Consider the following 20,546-nt stretch of genomic DNA (forward strand, 5'->3'; position numbering starts at 1 on the left):
AATATTAAATTATGAAAGCCAGCGAATTATTACCAAATGAATATTCTATTTTTAATGCCACCTATATTAAAGCTACAACTGATAAGACTTTAATGGAAGGTCTGATTGAGGGTTTACCTCAGTTGGTGGGTTTTGTAAAAAAGATTCCAGTTGAAAAATTAGAATATCGTTATGCGGAAGGAAAATGGACTATAAAAGATATCATTCTGCATATGACGGATACGGAGCGAATTTTTGCATATCGCGCTTTGAGAATTAGTCGTGGTGATAAAACACCATTACCCGGTTTTGAAGAAAACGATTATGTTCCGTTTGCATTTGCCAATAATCGTTCTATTGAAAGTTTACTTTTGGAATATGAAAATGTCAGAAAGGCAACTATTAGTTTTTTTGAAAGCTTAAATGAAGAGCAGCTTACTTTTTTAGGTACAGCTTCAAATACAGCTATTTCGGTAAGAGCGATTGGATTTATTATAACAGGACATCAAAATCATCATTTGAAAGTGATTTCAGAAAGATATTTATAATTTATTATCCCAAAGCACGGGTAGTTACAAAATAACGATAGCCAATAATAGCCATTTGCCATTTTTTTGCTTTCGAAATATCTAAGCCTTGTTTAGTAAAACTCGGTAAAATGATTTTGTTTATTTTGGCTAAAATTTTATACATTTTTAATATATTTTTTCAAAGATATAAAAAAAGACTTTGCATAACTGCAAAGTCTTTTTGTTTTATGATTTTAGAATTGGAGCATATTTATTTACTTTCCTGCTCCATTCTCTTCATATTTTTTTCGTGTTCTTTCATATCTTTTGCATGTTGTTTCATGTCTTTTTTATGTTGCTCCATATTTTGCTTGTACTGCTTTGAATTTTCTCCATATTTCTGTTCTATATCTTCATTGTATTTCTCCATATCAGCGTTAAACTTTTCCATTGCCAGATCATATTTCTCCATTTCCTTGTCAAAAATAGCGGATCTTTTTTCCATGATCTCATCTACTTCTTTTTCGTAGGCAGACATGTCAGGTTCATAAGCTTCCATTTTTTTCTCAAATTCCGCCATTTCTTTTTCAAATTTTTTCATAGCTGCTTTATCTTGTGGATTGGTTGGAGCTACAGGAGGTTTTGGCATTTTTGACATATCAACAGCTGGGGCTGCCGGCATTGGACCTTCAGGAAACACAGGCATTGTCGGTGGTGCGGGTGGTGCAGGAGATACAGGGTATGTTGGGGAAACATCTTGATTTTTAGTTTCTCTAGCTTCTACTACGTGATTTTTGATAACCATTGGTTTATCAATTCCTCCATCAGTAACTAAATTAATTTTTTTAGAACCATTGTCGTCAGTTGTAATAATAATTCCACAGCTTTTAATAGCTTCGTTTCCTTCAATCTGGATAGTTTGAACTTCTTCTGTTCCTTTTTGAAGATCAACTTTGATTGAAGTCAATTCGTTTTTTGAGTTTCTTTTGACATCTGAGATAGTAACATCAACATCGTGATTTTGCTTCAATTTTTCACTCATTACTTTTAATTCCTGATCGGTTGTTGTTTTTTTAATTTTGTAAACATCAACAGATGATATTTTTTCAGAAACTTCCTTAGCTTCTTTTTTCTCCTGTGCTATTGTTTTAATTTGGAACACAAACACAAATGCTACTAGTGCAGGAATTACAGCATAATACTTCCAATAATTCCTTTTTTTTGATTGATTTTTGTTTAACATGACAATTCGTTTTTTGATTAATGATTGATAAAAATGATTGGTAATGGCAACACAGCTTTCATGTGTTGTTATTTTTAAAAGCGTGTATTGGTACGCTTTTTTGTCTGATATTTTTTTTGCTGCTTCACTGTCGGCAATGAATTCAAGATTTTGTAGTATGGCTTTTTTATACAGCCAAATAATTGGATTAAACCAAAACAGTACACAAAAAATTCTTGAAATTAATACATCAATTGTGTGATTTTGATCGCTGTGCACTTTTTCGTGCTCAATAATACTTTCTAATTCTGTAGAAGTGTACAGTGATGAGTTGTACACGATATAATCAAAATAAGAAAAAGGAGCGATGTTTTCCTTTATATCAATAAACTTAAAATCAGCTTGTTGTTGTATTTTTTTATTTTTTAAAATAGAATTTAAACTGTAAAAATCGAATGTAAATTTTATCATAAAAGCTAAAAAACCAATAGCATAAATGATGAGTGAAACTAAATTCCAATCTATTTCAAAAGTTTCTTTTTCAATATTTTGCGGAATATATACTTGTGAATAGTTAATATTTGAAATTTGAGGATCAACCCAAATAATTTTGGTATAAACCAAAAATGGCAAAGCTACTGATGTGATCAAACCGGCCAATAAGAACCAACGACTGCTGTTAAAGAATGTTTCTTGCCGTAACAAAAAATAATAAGTGCAGTAAAACAATATTAACAATCCGCTTGATTTTGCGATATATATGAAAAGTGTTTCCATAAGCGATTATTTTTCTTCTTTGGGAGTTTCAATCATAGCTAAGATTTCACGTAATTCGGCTGCAGATATTTTTTCTTCTTTGGCAAAAAATGAAACCATACTTTTATAGGAGCTATTGAAATAATTATCAATTGCTGTACTCATAAATCCTTTGCGATAGTCTTCAATACTCACAATTGGATAATACTGATGCGTGTTCCCGAAAGCATTATGACTAACATATCCTTTTTCTTCCAAATTACGCACGATAGTAGATAATGTATTATAGTGTGGCTGATCTTCAGTAATTTCTGCCTGAACTTCTTTTACGAAAGCTTTTTTAAGTTTCCATAAAATGTGCATGATTTCTTCTTCCTTGTTGGTTAACTTTTGCATGTGTTGTAATTTTAATTCAAACGTACAACTATTTTTTTAGTTACACAACTATAAAAATAGTTATTTAACTTTTTTTATAGTTTGCTTAGTGCTTTTTTACAAATAAGTACTTTTAATTCTGATTTTAATTATTGTTTTAAAGAGGCATAAAAAAAAGGCTGTCTTGATTAGACAGCCTTTGAATATTATATTTTGAATTTATATATGAATTAATATAAACGTGTAAATAGACCTTTTTTGTTTCCAGATCCTCCGCTGCCGGTAATAGTAATATGGCCAGTATTTCCGTTTCCATCATAACCCCAGGCTAAATTATTTGTAGCTGTATTATTAGTTACGGTATGAGGAACACTTTGGCCGGCACTTCCTAATTTAAATCCGTTACCGTCTCCGTTAGTTCCAAAACCATTGTTGCTTGCAGTACAGTTTCTGATCGTTACTGTATATGGCTGACCATAAAGATCCCAACCATCATCAGAATTATGATTAGCTGTACAGCCATCAAATACATTATTTTTTCCAGCAGATAATTTACAAGCAAAGCCATCTGCATTTTCCCCTGCGTTTGCAGCATCGTAGTTGTCGTTTGATTTACATGCGGATACATAATTGTCATGTCCTCCATTATAAATTTGTAAACCTGAATCTCCATTAGCAGAAGTGGTTACATTATTAACATAATTATAACCGCCGCCTTGAAAAACTATACCACAATCCGGTGCATTTTTAATTGTCATATTGGTAATATTCCAGTAGCTTCCGTTTACTTTTACTCCCCAGCTGCCTGATGGCTGACCTGAGCAATTTAAAACACCTCCTGTTAGATTTATTTTAGAACTTGAAGTACCGCTTTTTGCAAGCTCTAAGGTCTGTGTAAGGTTTATTGTGCCACTAATTGTAATGACATCTCCTGCAGCTGCAGACGAAACAGCGGATCTCAATGCAGATTCGGTTGTAACTGTAGTGCTTTTTGCAGTAAGAGAACTGTTGTTTGGTGTAACTTCTTCTGAATTAATTGCTGCTTCATTATCCGTTAAAGGAGCTTCGCTGGTTTCACACGCTGTGAAAGAAATTATTGAACATAATACAAGTAATTTAAAATTTGTTTTCATAATAATTAAAAGGTTTGATAATTTGGTTAATAAATGTGGTTAATAAAGTTTAATTGTTTTTCATGATTATTTTTTGATTCCAATGAAAATTTTAAAAAAAAATAAAACATTGATAATCAGCATGTAATCGATTACGCAAACTTATGAAAATTTTATTACAAAATTACATATTGTTTAAAAAATATTGACTAAAAATGATTATTACTAAATTATTTCCATTAAAAAATTGAACTTATTCAATTTTTTAACTAACAATTATTTTATTTTAATTGTTCTTAATTTTAATCTGAAGTAATGATTAAATCCCTAATTCGTTACTATTGTTTGAATATTATAGAAGGTATATTTTGAATTAGAAGCTTTCAAAAACAATAAACAATTAAAAGGGAACATTAATTTGTTGTTTTTGGTTAATTTTGCTAAAATTTTAACGATGAAAAAAATCTTTATTCTTGTTGTGCTTTTAACTTTTAATTTTGGCTTTTGTCAAAAGAAATTTGATCGAATAGATGCTGAAAAATTTCAGAAGAAGATTAATTCAGAATATGCCGATGCGAAGACAAGTCCGTTGATGGAAACGGATTTAAAAACTTTTAAAACTTTAGACTTTTATCCGCTAAGCAGCAAGTATTATGTGAATGCAAAATTTGTTAAGGCAAAAGATGAAAAAGTTTTCGAAATGAAAACTTCTACAAGCAGAAAACCCAAATACATAAAATATGGTACCATTTTCTTCTCTATTGATGGTATAGCTTTAAAATTAAACGTTTATCAGGATATTGAACTTTCAAAGTCTGATGAATATAAAGATTATTTATTTTTGCCGTTTTCAGATAAAACTTGTGGTAAAGAAAGTTATATAGGTGGAAGATATATAGATTTAAAAATTCCGAAAGGGAATACGATTCTAATTGATTTTAATAAAGCTTACAATCCGTATTGTGCCTATAATCATAAGTATTCATGTCCAATTGTACCTTTAGAAAATGATCTGAATGTAGAAATTAAAGCCGGAGTAAAAACTTTTCATTAATGGAATTCTTTAATTTTCATACACATCAATATACAAATCAACCTGGTGTTTTAGAACTGGTAAATCAATATCCCCGGGAATTTAATGATTCTCTTCCATTTTATTCTATTGGAATTCACCCATGGTATATTACAGAAGATCAAATTGATATTGATTTGAAAATTATTGAAGAGAAATTACAAACCGAAAATTGCCTGGCGATTGGAGAATGCGGTTTAGATAAACGAATTGAAATCCCGTTAGAATTACAAATTTCAGTTTTTGAAAAACAATTAGCCTTAGCCGAAAAATATAAAAAACCGGTTGTCATACATTGTGTGGCTGCTTTTCAGGAATTGATTGCCATTAAGAAAAAAATGAAAATTTCAGTTCCGATGATTGTACATGGTTTTTCAAAAAATGGTCAGCTGGCAGTTCAGCTTATCAAGGAAGGATTTTATATTTCGTTTGGAAAATATTTACTGAAGAACCCTGAATTAAAAACTGTTTTTCAGGCCGTTCCAAATGATTGTTTTTTCCTGGAAACTGATACAGCTGATGAAAATATTCAAAAGGTATATGATTTAGCTTCAGAATATAAAGAGATATCAATCAAAGAATTAAAAGATATTATTTCAGGTAATTTCAAAAGTGTTTTTAATAAATAAAAACTATTAACAAAAAACAAAATATAAACAACAAGGAAAATATGGCAGAGTGGACAGAAAGAGCCGAGCTTTTATTTAAAAAAGAAGGACTAAATAATTTACAAAACTCAAATGTTTTGGTAGTAGGATTGGGTGGAGTAGGCTCATTTGCAGCTGAGTTTTTAGCAAGGGCGGGAGTTGGAAAAATGACAATTGTTGATGGTGATGTAGTAGATATCACTAATATTAACAGGCAATTACCGGCTTTACATTCTACTGTCGGGCAGCCAAAAATTACTATTGTAGGTGATCGTTTGCTGGATATTAATCCGGAATTAAAACTTACCCGTGTAAAGGAATTTTTGTCTCCTGAACGTGCTTTCGAAATTGTTACTGAAGAGTTTGATTATGTCTTGGATTGTATCGATAGCGTAACTCCAAAATTAAATTTAATTATTGCTGCCAAGAGAAAAAGGGTCAAAATTATCAGTAGTATGGGTGCAGGCGGTAAAATGGAAGCCTCAAAAGTAAAAGTTGCAGATATTACCAATACAGTAAATTGTTTTTTTGCCAAAACGATTCGCAGACGCCTGAAAGAAGTCAAAATTGATAAATTAAAAGTAGTTTTTTCCTCAGAAATTCAGGATGAATCGAGTTTAAGAATGACTGATGGGTCTAATTATAAAAAATCATTCTACGGAACCAATAGTTATATGCCTGGTTTGTTTGGTTTATATGCAGCGGAAACGGTTATTCGATATTTAATTAAAAAAGAAAATAAAATCTAAATTTATAATATTCCTAATAAGCTTAAAATACCACAATCGATAAAATGATAAAAACAGTAATTTTTGATATGGATGGCGTAATTGTTGACACAGAACCCGTTCATCGTTATGCCTACTACAAACAATTCTCAGAATTGGACATTGATGTTACCGAAGAAATGTATACCTCATTTACAGGATTTTCGACCCGTAACACTTTTCAAACGTTAAAAGGCTTTTTTCCAACAATTGAACATGGAGTTGAAGATTTGATTCAAAGAAAAAGAAGTATTTTTAATGATGCTTTTGACACCAAAGAAGATTTGTATTTACTGGAAGGCGTTGAAGATTTAATAAAAGATTTATACCATAATAAAATTCAGTTAATTTTGGCTTCTTCGGCATCAAAAGTAACTATTGACCGCGTTTTTACCCGATTCAATTTGCATCAGTATTTTTCTGCGATTGTTAGTGGAGAAGATTTTCCACAGTCAAAACCTAATCCTGCAATTTTTGTACATGCAGCTTCTTTATCGGTTGCTCCAAAAGAAAATTGTATAATAATAGAAGATAGTACCAATGGAGTAAAGGCCGCAAAAGCCGCAGGTATTTTTTGTGTCGGATATAACAGTGAAAATTCGGCATTACAGGATTTATCAGATGCTGATTTGATTATAAATCATTTCAATGAATTAAATGCTCTAAAAATATCACAGTTGGATGCTTGAATTAAGTAATATTTAACATTTTTACCCTTTTTGAATTTGTAAATTTGAAAACAAAACAAATAAACTATTATAATGAAAAAAATTCTTATTGCATTAGCTATTATTTTGGCGCCTTTTGCTACAGAAGCACAAATAAAAACACCTCAGGCAAGTCCAAAAGGTTATATAAAACAAACTGTTGGTTTAACAGATGTTGAAGTTACTTATTCAAGACCAAGTGCCAGAGGCAGGGCTGTATTTGGAAATTTAGTTCCTTTTGGTAAAATATGGAGAACCGGAGCTAATGAAAATACAATTATTAATTTTAGTGATGATGTGGTTATTGATGGTAAAACATTAAAAAAAGGAAAATATTCAATTTATACTATTCCTAAAATTGAAAGCTGGGAAGTGATTTTTTATCTTTCTACAGATAATTGGGGATTACCTGAAAATTGGAACGAGTCATATGTAGTTTTAAGAACAACTGTTAAAGAAGATGCATTACCAACTCCGGTTGAGTCTTTTACAATTGGAATCAACGGATTGGATCAGAATTTCGCTTATTTGGAAATGGCTTGGGAAAACTCTCACGTTGCGTTGAAATTTGAAGTTCCTACTTCTAAAATTGCTACTGCAAGCATTCAAAAAACTTTGGCAGGCCCAACATGGAACGATTATTATGCAGCATCACAATATCTGTTTCAATCAAACGGGAATATGATTAGTGCCAGGGATTATGTCGATAAAGCTTTGGAAATGAGTACAGAGAAACCGTATTATCTTACGAGATTAAAATCGTTAATTCAGGCAAAGCAAGGTGATAAAGCAGGTGCAATAGAAACTGCTAAAATTTCTTTGGCTGCCGCTGAAGCTGCCAATAATCAGGATTACGTAAAAATGAACAAGGATAGTATTTCTGAGTGGAGTAGATAATTTGCAGTCTGTCTTCAAAAAAATAAAACCCATTTTGATATATTTCAAAATGGGTTTTTTATTACGTTTAAAAAAAAATTAAAGGATTTCTATATCAAATGAAGTATTGAAAGTTTGTTTTGCTTCTAAAATCAGTATCTCTTCTTTTTTGAATAAATCGCCCGATTTTTCAATAGTATCAGAATAACCAAACCAAGGTTCAATACAAATAAATGATGCATTCTCTTTGGTCCAGATTCCTAAATTTGGAAAATCCTCAAAATCAACTTTAATATATGGTTTTGAGTTTTCAAGAATAGTCAACGAATTTGATTCCAGAGTTTTAAAAATTAAAGCATCATTTTCAAATAATTTGTAATTTAATGAAACACCATTTTTGGTAGTTTCTAAAATTTCTGTTTTAGTGGAAATCAAGCCGTCTTCAAGAAGCGAATATTCCAGTTTTTCTTCTTTTTCAAATTGAATACTGTAATTTGAAAATTCTTTCGGTAAAGCAAAGGCAGGATGTGCACCTATAGAAAAAGGAATTTGAGTTTCTCCTTTATTGATTACTTTGTAAGCGATTTGAAGTTTATTTTCTTCAAGCAGGTAAATAATCTGCAATTCAAACTTAAAAGGGTATTTTTGAAGTGTTTCTTCACTATATTCCAAAGAGAAAGTAGCCGAAGATTCTGTTTTTTCAATCAATTGAAATTCCATATCACGAGCAAAACCATGTCTTGACAAATGATACTCTTTTTCATTAAATGTATAAGTGTTATTTTTTAAGCTACCTACAATTGGAAAAAGTATAGGGGAATGTTTTGGCCAGAAGTCCGGGTTTCCATTCCATATATATTCTTTTTTTTGATTGTCAATTAGCGAAAATAGTTCAGCTCCGGCATGTTTTATAGAAGCGGTTAGTGTTTTATTGGAAATAGTTGTATTCAAAATAGTAAGTTTATTTTAAGTTGATTTTATTAATTGTAAATATATTTTTTAAATTTTAGTTTTCAGTTTAAAAGTGTCAAATTATTATTTTGATAAAATTTTATTAAAACTGAATTATAGCTTTTGTTTTTCTCTGTAAATAGCTTTTTTTTTCATTAATTTGTTATACAAATAGGTATAAATATGAAAACAAACTTTCCAAAAGCGATATTGAGTATGGCTTTGTTTATTGGAATTTCTTCTGTTTGGGCGCAACAAACCCCAGCTACGACAGCAACAAATTCAGTTAATAATTATGATTATCATGATGCATTTGCACCACATTTTTACACAAAGAACGGTACTTCGACCCGTTCAGCAAGTGGTCAACCCGGTGCTGAATATTGGCAAAACAGGGCTGATTATCAAATAACAGCAAAATTAAATGCCCCAACAAATGAAATTATTGGTACGGACGAGATTACGTATACCAATAACAGTCCGGATAAGCTGTCTTTTGTATGGCTGAATTTAGATCAGAATTTATTCAAAAATGATTCAAGAGGAAATGCAGTAGTGCCTTTAACAGGAAGCCGTAACGGGGCTCAGGGGCAGGTTTTTGATGGAGGAAATAAAATAAAATCCGTAAAAGTAATTTCAGGTGGGAAGAAAAAAACAGAGGCTGAAGCAAAATATATAATTACAGACACCAGAATGCAAATTTTTCTTCCGGAGGAATTAGCTTCAAAAGGAGGGGCTGTAAAAATTAAAATTGAATTCTCGTTTATTGCACCTTTTGAAGGATCGGACAGAATGGGAGTTTTAGAAACTAAAAACGGTAAAATTTTCACGATTGCACAATGGTATCCTCGTATGTGTGTGTATGATGATGTAAGAGGCTGGAATACTGCGCCATATTTGGGAGCATCTGAGTTTTATTTGGAGTATGGTAATTTTGATGTAAAAATTACGGCACCTGCAAATCATTATGTTGTAGGTTCAGGTGAATTGTTGAATGGGGCAGAGGTATTGCCTGCAGAGCAATTTAAACGTTATAAGGAAGCAGGCCAAAGTGATAAAACTGTTATGATTCGCTCCGCAGAAGAAGTTGTTGCGACAGCTAATTCGAATGCAACAGCCGAAAAAACATGGCATTATCAAATCAAAAATGCACGTGATTTTTCCTGGGCGTCATCTCCTGCTTTTATTTTAGACGGAGCAAAAATAAACTTGCCAAGTGGTAAAAAGGCATTGGCTTTGTCAGCTTATCCGGTAGAAAGTGCCGGTAATGATGCTTATGGGCGTTCAACTGAATACGTGAAGACATCAATTGAAAATTACTCGAAAAGATGGTTTGAATATCCTTATCCGGTAGCTACAAACGTTGCAGGAAATGAAGGAGGAATGGAATATCCCGGTATTGTTTTTTGTGGATGGAAGTCAAAAGGAGAAGATTTATGGGGAGTAACGGATCACGAATTCGGACACATTTGGTTTCCAATGATTGTTGGTTCAAATGAGCGTTTATTCGCCTGGATGGATGAAGGTTTTAATACTTTTATCAATTCTGTAAGTTCAGTTGATTTTAATAAAGGTGAATATAAGCAGAAACCTACTGATTTACATGAAGATTGGGAATATTATACAAGCCCGAAATTAGAAACTATTATGAGTTCTCCCGATAACATGAAAGAAGCCAATATTGGGGTTTTATGTTATGCAAAACCAAGTGCAGGATTGACAATTTTAAGAGAGCAGGTTTTAGGAGAAGAGCGTTTTGATAAAGCATTGCGTACATATGTTGAGCGTTGGTCATATAAACACCCGACTCCTGATGATTTTTTCAGAACTATTGAAAATGTTGCCGGAGAAGATTTAAGCTGGTTCTGGAGAAGTTGGTTTGTTAATAACTGGCGTTTTGACCAGGGAATTAATTCTATTAAATATATAAAAAATGACCCTGCAAAAGGTGTTATTATTACGGTAGAAAATTTCGATAAAATGCCAATGCCTATTATTCTGGATGTAAAAACAAAAAGCGGAAAAGTTACAAGAGTTAAATTGCCGGTTGAAATTTGGCAGCGTAATAAAGATTGGTCATTCAAACACAATTCAACAGAAGAAATTGAAAGTATAACGCTGGATCCTGATCATGTTTTTCCTGATTATAACGAAAGTAACAATGTTTGGACTGCAGGAAAAGGGATAGTGGAAAAAGATATAATTTTAGATGCTTATTTAGGAAATTATTCTGCTGCAAAAGCACCTTTAAAGATTGATATTACTGAAAAAAACAGTGTACTTAGTGTTGAAATTACAAATTATCCTAAATTTACTATTGAGCCAGTAGCTAATGAAAAAGATACTTTTCAATCCAATAGAGCAGGGTTGAAATTTAAATTTAATGAAGCTAAAACTGCTTTTGATATGATTGTTATAGGAAATGGACAAGTAATCCCGTTTACTAAAAACTAAAATAAAATTTTACAAATAATTCAGCCCGATAGGTTTATGAAACTTATCGGGTTTTGTTTTTATTAAAAAATAACATTTAATTAAAAAAATGTTAGAATTTCAAAAATTCGATTTGTAAATAAAAAAATAGTGTACTTTTGCACCAATGAATAAAATAAGTTTACATATAATTTCTATTACACGGACAAACTTGCCGATTACTTCTCCCGAAGTACGGATGCTATCTCTATAGTATTCACAGAGTTTTTCGTCGCATATTTATTTATATTCATTTTCATTTTGAAATCATCTAAATTGTCCATAGGGCAAACATATCCTAAAAGCATTTATTATTTAAACGTCACTCACAATCATTTTTTTGGTTTAGAGTTGATAGCAAGTATTCTATTTGATTTTACCGGATTATTTTTTGGATTTCAGAAAAAGCAATCTGTTTTTATTTTTAACACTAAACTTCAACTATTGAAATGAAAATCTCTATTGTTGTTACTCAAGAAGAACATTTTAAGTATGCACAGGAAATCTGCGATACAATAGAATCATCGGCCTTGCTGAGAGGTACCGGAATTGCTAAAAGAACTCCTGAGTACATTCAGAAAAAAATGTCGAACGGTGATGCTATGATTGCTCTGGCAGACGGAAAATTTGCAGGTTTTTGTTATATCGAAAGTTGGCAACATGGCCAATTCGTGGCACATTCAGGTTTAATTGTGCATCCTGACTATAGAAACCATGGTTTAGCCAAAAAGATAAAATCGAAAGTTTTTGATTATTCTTTGCAAAAATATCCGGACGCCAAAATATTTGGTATCACAACTGGTCTGGCGGTAATGAAAATTAATTCTGATTTAGGCTACAAACCAGTCCCTTTCTCAGAACTTACAACCGATCCAAGTTTTTGGTCAGGCTGTAAAACCTGTACGAATTACGAAATTCTAAAAAGCAAAGAAAACAAAATGTGTCTTTGTACAGGAATGTTGTATGACCCAAAAGAAAAGCAAAAAGATCCGCCAAGACATCCTTTTAATGAAGCTGTTTTGAAAAGACTGAAAAAAATTAAACAAGCTTTATTCTTAAGTAAAATCCTTTCTTTTGGATTTTTATCATAAGTAATAAACAGATAAAATGAATCTCAAACTTGCTAAATACGAAAGTATTGGCCTAAATTATAAAAAATGAAAAAAGTTGTATTAGCTTATAGTGGAGGATTAGATACCTCGTATTGTTTGAAATATTTAAAAAATGAAAAAGGATACGAAGTTCACACCGTACTGGTAGATACAGGAGGATTTGATGCAGAAGAATTATCTGCTATCGAAAAAAGAGCCTACGAATTAGGGAGCGCACAACATGCTAACTTAACTATCGTAGATAAATATTATGATAAAGCTATAAAATATTTGATTTTTGGAAATGTATTAAAAAACAATACGTATCCATTATCAGTAAGTGCAGAGCGTGTTTTTCAGGCTATTGAAGCAATTAAATATGCTAAAAAAGTGGGAGCAAGTGCCATCGCACACGGAAGTACAGGTGCAGGAAATGACCAGATTCGTTTTGATTTAATTTTCCAGACTATCGCTCCGGAAATTGAAATTATTACTCCAATTAGAGATTTAAAGCTTTCAAGACAAGAAGAAGTTGATTATTTAGCTCAAAATGGTGTTCATTATTCTTGGGAAAAAGCACAATATTCTATCAATAAAGGATTATGGGGAACAAGTGTTGGAGGAAAAGAAACTTTAACTTCAAGCCAGCCTTTGCCAAGTGAAGCTTATCCTTCGCAATTGAAAAAAGAAGGTGAAGAAAAAGTAAGATTACATTTTGAAAAAGGAGAGCTGGTTGGATTAAACGGACAATTTGACAAACCTTCAAATAACATTGTTGCATTGGAAAAGCTCGCAAATGCTTTTGCCATTGGAAGAGATATTCACGTAGGTGACACGATTATCGGAATTAAAGGAAGAGTTGGTTTTGAAGCCGCTGCGCCTTTAATCATTATCAAAGCACACCATTTATTAGAAAAACATACACTGGGTAAATGGCAGCAATACTGGAAAGAGCAATTAGGAAACTGGTACGGAATGTTATTTCATGAAGGACAGTTTTTAGATCCTGTGATGCGTAACATTGAAACGTTTTTGCAAGACACACAAAAAACAGTGAATGGTGTTGTAACTGTTTCATTAAAACCATATCATTTTTCGCTAGACGGAATTGAATCAGATAATGATTTGATGAACACCGGTTTTGGTCAATATGGAGAAATGAACAATGCCTGGACATCTGACGATGCAAAAGGGTTTATTAAAATTTTAGGAAATGCTCAAAACATATTTTCATCTGTAAACCATTTAGATCATGATTAATATCGGAATAATTGGTGGTTCAGGCTACACGGCCGGAGAACTTATCAGAATATTAATGTATCATCCAAATGTAAACATCGATTTTGTTTACAGTACGACGAACTCTGGTAAACCACTTTCTGTGGCGCACCATGATTTGATGGGAGACATTGAAATGAATTTTACTGATACTATTAATCCGGATGTAAACGTTGTGTTTTTATGTTTGGGTCATGGAAAGTCGATTTCATTTTTAAAGGAAAATCAATTTGCAAGTCATACGAAAATCATTGATTTAGGAAATGATTTCAGATTGAATGCAGCTGCTCATTTCGAAGGGAAAGATTTTGTTTACGGCTTACCGGAATTGAATAAAGCAGAGATTAAAAAAGCAAATTATATTGCAAATCCTGGTTGTTTTGCTACGGCTATTCAATTGGCTTTGTTGCCTTTGGCGAAAAATAATTTATTGAATAATGACGTTCATATTAATGCGACAACAGGAAGTACCGGTGCTGGAGTTGGACTTTCAGAAACATCTCATTTCAGTTGGAGAAACAATAATATGTCTCATTATAAAGCTTTTGAGCACCAACATTTGGGCGAAATCTCAGAAAGTTTGGTTCAATTACAGGATGATTTTGAAAGTGAATTGCTTTTTATTCCGAATAGAGGAGATTTTCCAAGAGGAATTTTTGCAACATTATACACACTTTCTGATGATAGTTTAGAGCAATTGGTTGCTAAATATGAAGATTTCTATAAAGATGAACCTTTTGTAACGGTGACAACGACAAACATCAATATGAAACAAGTCGTTCAAACAAATAAATGTATCATCAGTTTATTGAAAAAAGGAAACCGGATTTTAATCACTTCTATCATTGATAACTTAACCAAAGGTGCTTCCGGGCAAGCAATTCAAAACATGAATTTAATGTTTGGATTGGAAGAAACCACAGGTTTACATTTGAAACCAAGCGGATTTTAGGAAAAATTTGTTTCAGGTTTTAAGTTTCAAGTTTCACCCTAAACGTAACTTGAAACATGAAACATGAAATTTTAAACAAAAAAAGATATGAATTTATTTAATGTATACCCACTTTACGATATAACTCCTGTAAAAGCGCTGGACTGCACCATTACAGATAATAACGGAGTGGAATATTTAGACTTATATAGCGGACATGGCGTAATTTCGATTGGCCATACGCAACCTGATTATGTTGCCAAATTGAAAGATCAATTGGATCATTTAGGATTTTATTCGAATGCTATTCAGAATCCTTTGCAGGTTGAATTAGCAGAGAAATTAGGAAAGCTTTCAGGATTAGAAGATTACGAATTATTTTTATGCAGTTCCGGAGCTGAAGCAAACGAAAATGCATTGAAATTAGCTTCTTTCCATAACGGAAAATCCAGAGTTGTGGCTTTTCATAATTCTTTCCACGGAAGAACTTCTGCAGCCGTTGCTGTTACAGATAACAAAAAAATTGTAGCGCCAATTAACGCACAGCAAGTAGTAACTTTTTTACCACTTAATCAAATCGAATTAGTAGAAGCAGAGCTTTCAAAAGGTGATGTTTCTGCTGTAATTATTGAAGGAATTCAAGGAGTTGGAGGTTTAGATCAGGGGACAACCGAATTTTTTCAGGCTTTAGAAAAAGCATGTAAAAAACATGAAGTTGTTTTAATTTTAGACGAAGTACAATCAGGATACGGAAGAAGCGGAAAGTTCTTCGCATTCCAACATCACGGAATTAACGCTGATATTATTTCGGTTGCAAAAGGAATGGGGAATGGTTTTCCGGTGGGAGCGATTTTAATTTCTCCAAAATTTGAAGCAAGTTTCGGATTATTAGGAACTACTTTTGGAGGAAGTCATTTATCTTGTGCAGCAGGAATTGCAGTTTTGGATGTAATCGAAAAATTGAAACTACAAGATAACGTAAACGAAGTTTCGGCTTATTTCGCTGAACAAATCAAACAAGTTCCAGGAATCAAACAAGTAAAAGGAAAAGGATTAATGCTCGGAATTGAATTTGATTTTGATGTAAGTGCATTGAGAAAAAAACTGATTATCGAGAAACATATTTTCACAGGAAGTGCAAACAATAAAAATTTGCTTAGAATTTTACCGCCACTTACTGTGAAAAAATCAGATATCGATACTTTCATCGTAGCTTTAAAAGAAAGTTTAGAAGAGCTTAAAAATTAAGTTTTTAGAAACAACCAAAAAACCAACCAACTATAAATTATGAATCCATTATCAATAGAAAAACGCAATTTGGTTTTGCATTCCATGGCAAAACTGGTAGAGCAGGATCGGAGTCAGATTATTCAGGTCAATCAAGAAGATTTGAATGCATACGACGGTTCAGATTTAGCGATGGAAGAACGCCTGAAAGTAGATGATAAAAAAGTCGACGAGATGATTTTATCATTAAATCAATTGGCTTCTCAAGAGGATCCTGTTGGAGTAGAGCGTTTTCATTTTGTTCATGATAATGGAATTCGGGTAACAAATAAAACAGCTGTATTTGGCACAGTTTTAATTATTTACGAATCACGACCTGATGTAACCATTGAAGCAGGTGGAATCGCTTTTAAATCCGGAAATAAGATTTTATTAAAAGGAGGAAAGGAAGCTTTAAAATCGAATTTGAAAATTGTGAGTTTATGGCATAAAGCTTTAGAAGAAAATGGAGTTTCAAAAGATTGGGTTGAATATTTAAATTACAATCGTACCGAAACTCAGGCTTTCTTAGAAAAACCAACTCAAAAAGTTGATTTAATAGTTCCCCGTGGTGGTGAAAAACTGATTGAGTTTGTCAAAAAACACGCAACTTGTCCTGTAATTGTAAGTGGTCGCGGAAATAATTTTGTTTATGTCCAGCAGGAAGCCGATTTAGAAATTGCCTTAAAAGTAATTCTGAATGCTAAAACGGCTAAAATATCTGCTTGCAACGCTGTTGACAAAGTTCTAATTGATAACAGAATACCAAATTTTGAAGGTTTTGCTGCAATGTTAATTGAAGAATTGATAGAAGCTAACGTTGAAATTTTAGTGGATAAGTCACTGGAGACGTTTAAAAACACCAAATTACTTGCAGATGAAAATATTTGGTACGAAGAGTTTTTAGATTATAAAATTGTAATTGGAACAGTTGATTCAGATTCTGAAGCTATTGCTAAAATTAATAAATATTGTGGAGGACATTCTGCTTCCATCATTACAAAAAATGATAATATAGCACAAAATTTCATGGAAAGTATTGATGCTGCAGCTGTTTATCAGAATGTTTCGACCCGATTTACAGATGGTTTTCAATTAGGATTAGGAGGAGAGTTGGCTATCAGTACAGACAAACTGCATCAAAGAGGACCAATTGGTTTACAACATCTGGTTACTAATAAGTGGTATATTTACGGAGAAGGGCAAATTAGATAATTTTAGATTTAAAAACTTAGAATCTTAGTAACTCAGAACCTTAGGAGCTAAAAAAATAATGACTAAAAAAAGGATTTTATTAAAAATAGGAAGTAATACCTTAACCAAGGAAACCAATCATATTTCGAGAGGAAAGATTGAGGATATTGGTATGCAAATCGCAGCTTTAAACAAAGACTACGAGTTTGTAATTGTAAGTTCAGGTGCTATTGCAGCTGCTAAACAATTTGTAAAACTCGAAAGCAAAGGCAAGGAAATTATTGTAAAACAAGCTTTGGCTTCAATTGGACAGCCTCATTTAATGCGGATTTTCCACGAAAATTTCAGCGATTTAGGTTTATTGACCTCACAATGTTTATTGTCTTATTCTGATTTCGAAAAGGACCAGTCGAAAGTAAATATTGTCAATACGATTAATGTTTTGGTAGAGAATAATTACATTCCGATTATCAATGAAAATGATACTGTTGCCACAGATGAGATTCAGTTTGGTGATAATGATAAATTGGCGGCTTTGGCAGCAGTTTTATTAAATGTTGATATTCTGATAATTGCAACTAATACTAACGGAATATATACAAAGGCTTCAATTCATAATGAAAATCCGGAAACGATTGGTTTAGTGAATGATTTGAAACTTTTGGAAAAAGAAATCGGAGAATCTAAATCGTCACACGGAACAGGAGGAATGCAGTCAAAAATTGAAGCTGCAGGAATTGCAAAAGCAGCAAACATCGAAACCTGGATTGTGAACGGTTTAAATGATAATTTTATTTTGAAAGCTTTACAAAACGAAATTCCTTTTACTAAGATCGTTTAATTATAACGCGGATAATACGGATTCGCTAAAGCGAAAACGCGGATAAAAACTGATTTTTATATATGGAATTATTACATGAAGAGTTAACCGATGCAATTATTAAAACTTTTTATGAAGTTTATAATGAATTAGGGTATGGATTTTTAGAAAAAGTTTATTTAAACTCTTTATACTTGGAATTAAAAAGTAAAGGCTTAAAAGTTGAAGCTCAAAGAAAAATAGAAGTTTACTATAAAGGAATTGAAGTTGGAGAATATTACGCAGATTTAATTGTTGAGAATTTAGTTATTCTAGAACTAAAAGCTGCAGACAGTATTGCTCCTGCATTTGAAAATCAAATATTAAACTATTTAAGAGGAACAAATTGTGAAGTTGGTTTGCTCCTGAATTTTGGAAAGAAACCTGAATTTAAACGGAAGGTTTTCGAAAATAGTAGGAAAATAAGAAAATAGAAAGAAAAGAAAAATCAGTTTTTATCCGCGTTTTCGCGATAGTGAATCAGTATAATCCGCGTCTAAATAACACAATACAAAAAAACATGAACTATATTTCAATTCAAGATATCAATTCATTATCAAAATGGGTAAAAAGTGCACTAAAAATTAAAAAGAACCCGCTTAAAAATCAAAGCTTAGGAAAGAATAAAACCTTAGGAATGTTATTCTTTAACCCGAGTTTAAGAACGCGTTTGAGTACTCAAAAAGCCGCTTTAAACTTAGGAATGAATGTTATGGTAATGAACTTTACCAACGAAGGCTGGACTTTAGAGTTTGAAGACGGAGCAGTAATGAATTCCGGTGCTTCAGAACACATCAAAGAAGCTGCAGAAGTTGTTTCTCAATATTGTGATATTATTGCCATTCGTGCTTTTGCAGGTTTGGCCGATAAAGAAAAAGATTATGCTGAAACAGTAATTTCAGGATTTTTGAAACATGCTACAGTGCCAATTGTAAATATGGAAAGTGCCGTTCGTCATCCATTACAATCTTTGGCTGATGCAATTACGATGGAAGAATACAAAACGAAACACAAACCAAAAGTAGTTCTTTCATGGGCTCCACATCCTAAAGCTTTGCCTCAGGCGGTAGCTAATTCATTTGTAGAGATGATGCAAATGCAAAAAGATATGGATTTTGTAATCACACACCCGGAAGGTTATGAATTAAGTCCGGAAATCACAAAAGACTGCAAAATTGAATACGATCAAAATAAAGCGTTCGAAAATGCTGATTTTGTATATGTGAAAAACTGGAGTAATTTTAATGATTACGGAAAAGTAACGAACACTGACTCAAATTGGACTGTAACTGCTGAAAAAATGGCATTGACCAATAATGGAAAGTTTATGCATTGTCTGCCAGTACGTCGTAATGTAATTGTGAGCGATGAAGTTATCGACAGTGAAAATTCAATTGTAATTCAGCAAGCCAATAACAGAACCTATTCGGCACAATTAGTTTTACAGAAGATTTTGAAGAAGTTATAAATAAAGGTATAAAGTCACAAAGTTACAGAGGTAAAAAGGTTTAAAAACCTTAAAAGAAACCTTTGTGTCTTTGTCGCTCTGAACCTATGAACCTTAAAAGAAATGAACGTTACAGTAATAAAAATAGGCGGTAATATAATTGATAATCCATCCGAATTAGAGGAATTTTTAACCGATTTTTCTAAGATTGAAGGGTATAAAGTTCTTGTTCATGGCGGTGGAAAATCAGCTACAAAAATGGCTCAAAGTATTGGGTTGGTTCCGCAAATGATTGAAGGGCGCCGAATTACAGATGCTCCAATGCTTGATGTTGTCGTGATGATTTACGCAGGACAAATCAACAAACATATTGTGGCGCAATTACAGGCTAAAAATAATAATGCAATTGGTTTTTCAGGAGCAGATGGGAATTTAATCCAATCAACCAAAAGAAACCATCCAACAATCGATTACGGATTTGTTGGTGATGTAAAGCAAGTAAACACACCTTTATTGAAAACGTTGCTTGAAAACGGAATTGTACCCGTTTTCTGCGCCATCACACACGATAAAAATGGTCAATTATTAAATACAAATGCAGACACGATTGCTAGCGAACTATCAATTGCATTGTCTGAAGTTTTTGATGTTACACTAACTTATTGCTTTGAAAAACAAGGTGTTTTACAAGATTCAGAAGATGATTCTTCGGTAATTGCTGAAATAAATGAGGTTTTATACAAAGAGTTAAAGGAACAAAAAGTTATCCATTCCGGAATGATTCCAAAACTGGATAATTGCTTTAATAGTTTAGCACGAGGCGTTCAGAAAATTAAAATTGGGCATCATAGAATGTTACAGAATCCAAATGTTTTGCATACAACAATTACATTATAAAATATGTTACGAATTACACCAACTTTGGCGAATTAAAATTTTAAAAAAATAGTAAAAATTGGTATAATTCGTGGCAAAAAAACGCAACCAGGAAGCCATTTTAAATATTAATTTAAGAAATTTGCGCAAATTAAAATT

At 32.4% G+C, this 20,546-nt stretch carries 21 protein-coding genes; 16 read left to right on the plus strand and 5 right to left on the minus strand.

From position 1 onward, the window contains the following. Positions 1 to 11 precede the first annotated feature (11 nt). A complete protein-coding gene (locus PMI10_RS06775) occupies positions 12 to 527 on the plus strand; it encodes a DinB family protein (protein ID WP_007805996.1) in 516 nt (171 codons plus the stop codon). A gap of 4 nt (positions 528 to 531) precedes the next feature. Here PMI10_RS06775 and PMI10_RS06780 read toward each other — a convergent pair whose 3' ends face one another. From PMI10_RS06780 to PMI10_RS06795, 4 genes are all read right to left on the minus strand, one after another. Beyond that, positions 532 to 672 carry a hypothetical protein gene (locus tag PMI10_RS06780; protein ID WP_007805998.1) on the minus strand — a complete coding sequence of 47 codons (141 nt, stop codon included), beginning with the start codon at positions 670 to 672 and terminating at the stop codon, positions 532 to 534. An 87-nt stretch (positions 673 to 759) separates the two neighbouring features. Beyond that, positions 760 to 2,487, minus strand: a complete 1,728-nt coding sequence (locus tag PMI10_RS06785) for a M56 family metallopeptidase (RefSeq protein WP_007805999.1) — start codon at positions 2,485 to 2,487, stop codon at positions 760 to 762. Between the two features lie 6 nt (positions 2,488 to 2,493). Beyond that, on the minus strand, positions 2,494 to 2,862 hold the full coding sequence (locus PMI10_RS06790; RefSeq protein WP_007806001.1) for a BlaI/MecI/CopY family transcriptional regulator: 369 nt from the start codon (positions 2,860 to 2,862) through the stop codon (positions 2,494 to 2,496). A 209-nt stretch (positions 2,863 to 3,071) separates the two neighbouring features. Next, positions 3,072 to 3,974: a right-handed parallel beta-helix repeat-containing protein gene (locus PMI10_RS06795; protein ID WP_007806003.1), complete on the minus strand. Its 903-nt coding sequence runs from the start codon at positions 3,972 to 3,974 to the stop codon at positions 3,072 to 3,074. A 433-nt stretch (positions 3,975 to 4,407) separates the two neighbouring features. On the opposite strand from PMI10_RS06795, the gene PMI10_RS06800 reads away from it, so the two are divergent. The 5 genes from PMI10_RS06800 to PMI10_RS06820 all read left to right on the plus strand — a co-directional run bounded on the left by PMI10_RS06800 (position 4,408) and on the right by PMI10_RS06820 (position 8,043). Continuing rightward, positions 4,408 to 5,007 carry a DUF1684 domain-containing protein gene (locus PMI10_RS06800; protein WP_007806004.1) on the plus strand — a complete coding sequence of 200 codons (600 nt, stop codon included), beginning with the start codon at positions 4,408 to 4,410 and terminating at the stop codon, positions 5,005 to 5,007. Next, positions 5,007 to 5,654 carry a TatD family hydrolase gene (locus PMI10_RS06805; RefSeq protein WP_007806006.1) on the plus strand — a complete coding sequence of 216 codons (648 nt, stop codon included), beginning with the start codon at positions 5,007 to 5,009 and terminating at the stop codon, positions 5,652 to 5,654. The genes PMI10_RS06800 and PMI10_RS06805 overlap by 1 nt, the downstream gene beginning before the upstream one ends. Positions 5,655 to 5,695: 41 nt before the next feature. Then, positions 5,696 to 6,421 (plus strand): tRNA threonylcarbamoyladenosine dehydratase, encoded by a 726-nt coding sequence (locus PMI10_RS06810; RefSeq protein ID WP_007806008.1) that lies wholly within the window; start codon positions 5,696 to 5,698, stop codon positions 6,419 to 6,421. A gap of 44 nt (positions 6,422 to 6,465) precedes the next feature. Next, complete coding sequence (locus tag PMI10_RS06815) at positions 6,466 to 7,128, plus strand: HAD family hydrolase (protein ID WP_035631513.1); 663 nt, start codon at positions 6,466 to 6,468, stop codon at positions 7,126 to 7,128. A gap of 72 nt (positions 7,129 to 7,200) precedes the next feature. Continuing rightward, positions 7,201 to 8,043 (plus strand): DUF2911 domain-containing protein, encoded by an 843-nt coding sequence (locus tag PMI10_RS06820; RefSeq protein WP_007806011.1) that lies wholly within the window; start codon positions 7,201 to 7,203, stop codon positions 8,041 to 8,043. A gap of 78 nt (positions 8,044 to 8,121) precedes the next feature. Here the strand turns inward: PMI10_RS06820 and PMI10_RS06825 are convergent, their stop codons facing one another. Then, complete coding sequence (locus PMI10_RS06825) at positions 8,122 to 8,973, minus strand: aldose 1-epimerase family protein (RefSeq protein WP_007806012.1); 852 nt, start codon at positions 8,971 to 8,973, stop codon at positions 8,122 to 8,124. A gap of 183 nt (positions 8,974 to 9,156) precedes the next feature. Between PMI10_RS06825 and PMI10_RS06830 the strand changes: the two genes are divergently transcribed. The 10 genes from PMI10_RS06830 (at position 9,157) to argB (ending at position 20,408) form a co-directional block, all read left to right on the plus strand. After that, complete coding sequence (locus PMI10_RS06830) at positions 9,157 to 11,427, plus strand: M1 family metallopeptidase (RefSeq protein WP_007806014.1); 2,271 nt, start codon at positions 9,157 to 9,159, stop codon at positions 11,425 to 11,427. A 467-nt stretch (positions 11,428 to 11,894) separates the two neighbouring features. Continuing rightward, positions 11,895 to 12,536, plus strand: coding sequence for a GNAT family N-acetyltransferase (locus tag PMI10_RS06835; RefSeq protein WP_007806016.1), 642 nt, complete (start codon positions 11,895 to 11,897; stop codon positions 12,534 to 12,536). 66 nt (positions 12,537 to 12,602) lie between these two features. Further along, positions 12,603 to 13,796, plus strand: coding sequence for an argininosuccinate synthase (locus PMI10_RS06840; protein ID WP_007806017.1), 1,194 nt, complete (start codon positions 12,603 to 12,605; stop codon positions 13,794 to 13,796). Beyond that, complete coding sequence (argC, locus tag PMI10_RS06845) at positions 13,789 to 14,766, plus strand: N-acetyl-gamma-glutamyl-phosphate reductase (protein ID WP_007806019.1); 978 nt, start codon at positions 13,789 to 13,791, stop codon at positions 14,764 to 14,766. The genes PMI10_RS06840 and argC overlap by 8 nt, the downstream gene beginning before the upstream one ends. Before the next feature lie 87 nt (positions 14,767 to 14,853). Next, positions 14,854 to 15,993, plus strand: a complete 1,140-nt coding sequence (locus PMI10_RS06850) for an aspartate aminotransferase family protein (protein ID WP_007806022.1) — start codon at positions 14,854 to 14,856, stop codon at positions 15,991 to 15,993. A gap of 39 nt (positions 15,994 to 16,032) precedes the next feature. Next, a complete protein-coding gene (locus PMI10_RS06855; protein WP_007806024.1) occupies positions 16,033 to 17,226 on the plus strand; it encodes a glutamate-5-semialdehyde dehydrogenase in 1,194 nt (397 codons plus the stop codon). A 58-nt stretch (positions 17,227 to 17,284) separates the two neighbouring features. Beyond that, positions 17,285 to 18,046 carry a glutamate 5-kinase gene (gene proB / locus PMI10_RS06860; RefSeq protein WP_007806026.1) on the plus strand — a complete coding sequence of 254 codons (762 nt, stop codon included), beginning with the start codon at positions 17,285 to 17,287 and terminating at the stop codon, positions 18,044 to 18,046. 62 nt (positions 18,047 to 18,108) lie between these two features. Next, positions 18,109 to 18,498, plus strand: a complete 390-nt coding sequence (locus tag PMI10_RS06865; protein WP_007806028.1) for a GxxExxY protein — start codon at positions 18,109 to 18,111, stop codon at positions 18,496 to 18,498. An 86-nt stretch (positions 18,499 to 18,584) separates the two neighbouring features. Continuing rightward, on the plus strand, positions 18,585 to 19,532 hold the full coding sequence (locus PMI10_RS06870; protein WP_007806030.1) for an N-acetylornithine carbamoyltransferase: 948 nt from the start codon (positions 18,585 to 18,587) through the stop codon (positions 19,530 to 19,532). A 102-nt stretch (positions 19,533 to 19,634) separates the two neighbouring features. Then, positions 19,635 to 20,408 (plus strand): acetylglutamate kinase, encoded by a 774-nt coding sequence (argB, locus tag PMI10_RS06875; protein ID WP_007806032.1) that lies wholly within the window; start codon positions 19,635 to 19,637, stop codon positions 20,406 to 20,408. Positions 20,409 to 20,546: the final 138 nt, after the last annotated feature.

Source organism: Flavobacterium sp. CF136 (assembly GCF_000282055.1).
Classification (GTDB): Bacteria; Bacteroidota; Bacteroidia; order Flavobacteriales; family Flavobacteriaceae; genus Flavobacterium.

Excerpts from the sequence above, each read along its gene's own strand:
- argC (WP_007806019.1), top strand. The coding sequence starts at position 13,789 with ATGATTAATATCGGAATAATTGGTGGTTCAGGCTACACGGCCGGAGAA.
- PMI10_RS06855 (WP_007806024.1), top strand. The coding sequence starts at position 16,033 with ATGAATCCATTATCAATAGAAAAACGCAATTTGGTTTTGCATTCCATG.
- PMI10_RS06850 (WP_007806022.1), top strand. The coding sequence starts at position 14,854 with ATGAATTTATTTAATGTATACCCACTTTACGATATAACTCCTGTAAAA.
- PMI10_RS06835 (WP_007806016.1), top strand. The coding sequence starts at position 11,895 with ATGAAAATCTCTATTGTTGTTACTCAAGAAGAACATTTTAAGTATGCA.
- PMI10_RS06820 (WP_007806011.1), top strand. The coding sequence starts at position 7,201 with ATGAAAAAAATTCTTATTGCATTAGCTATTATTTTGGCGCCTTTTGCT.
- PMI10_RS06840 (WP_007806017.1), top strand. The coding sequence starts at position 12,603 with ATGAAAAAAGTTGTATTAGCTTATAGTGGAGGATTAGATACCTCGTAT.
- PMI10_RS06865 (WP_007806028.1), top strand. The coding sequence starts at position 18,109 with ATGGAATTATTACATGAAGAGTTAACCGATGCAATTATTAAAACTTTT.
- PMI10_RS06790 (WP_007806001.1), bottom strand. The coding sequence starts at position 2,862 with ATGCAAAAGTTAACCAACAAGGAAGAAGAAATCATGCACATTTTATGG.
- PMI10_RS06775 (WP_007805996.1), top strand. The coding sequence starts at position 12 with ATGAAAGCCAGCGAATTATTACCAAATGAATATTCTATTTTTAATGCC.
- PMI10_RS06815 (WP_035631513.1), top strand. The coding sequence starts at position 6,466 with ATGATAAAAACAGTAATTTTTGATATGGATGGCGTAATTGTTGACACA.
- proB (WP_007806026.1), top strand. The coding sequence starts at position 17,285 with ATGACTAAAAAAAGGATTTTATTAAAAATAGGAAGTAATACCTTAACC.
- PMI10_RS06795 (WP_007806003.1), bottom strand. The coding sequence starts at position 3,974 with ATGAAAACAAATTTTAAATTACTTGTATTATGTTCAATAATTTCTTTC.
- PMI10_RS06800 (WP_007806004.1), top strand. The coding sequence starts at position 4,408 with ATGAAAAAAATCTTTATTCTTGTTGTGCTTTTAACTTTTAATTTTGGC.
- PMI10_RS06805 (WP_007806006.1), top strand. The coding sequence starts at position 5,007 with ATGGAATTCTTTAATTTTCATACACATCAATATACAAATCAACCTGGT.
- PMI10_RS06830 (WP_007806014.1), top strand. The coding sequence starts at position 9,157 with ATGAAAACAAACTTTCCAAAAGCGATATTGAGTATGGCTTTGTTTATT.
- PMI10_RS06785 (WP_007805999.1), bottom strand. The coding sequence starts at position 2,487 with ATGGAAACACTTTTCATATATATCGCAAAATCAAGCGGATTGTTAATA.
- argB (WP_007806032.1), top strand. The coding sequence starts at position 19,635 with ATGAACGTTACAGTAATAAAAATAGGCGGTAATATAATTGATAATCCA.
- PMI10_RS06870 (WP_007806030.1), top strand. The coding sequence starts at position 18,585 with ATGAACTATATTTCAATTCAAGATATCAATTCATTATCAAAATGGGTA.
- PMI10_RS06810 (WP_007806008.1), top strand. The coding sequence starts at position 5,696 with ATGGCAGAGTGGACAGAAAGAGCCGAGCTTTTATTTAAAAAAGAAGGA.
- PMI10_RS06780 (WP_007805998.1), bottom strand. The coding sequence starts at position 672 with ATGTATAAAATTTTAGCCAAAATAAACAAAATCATTTTACCGAGTTTT.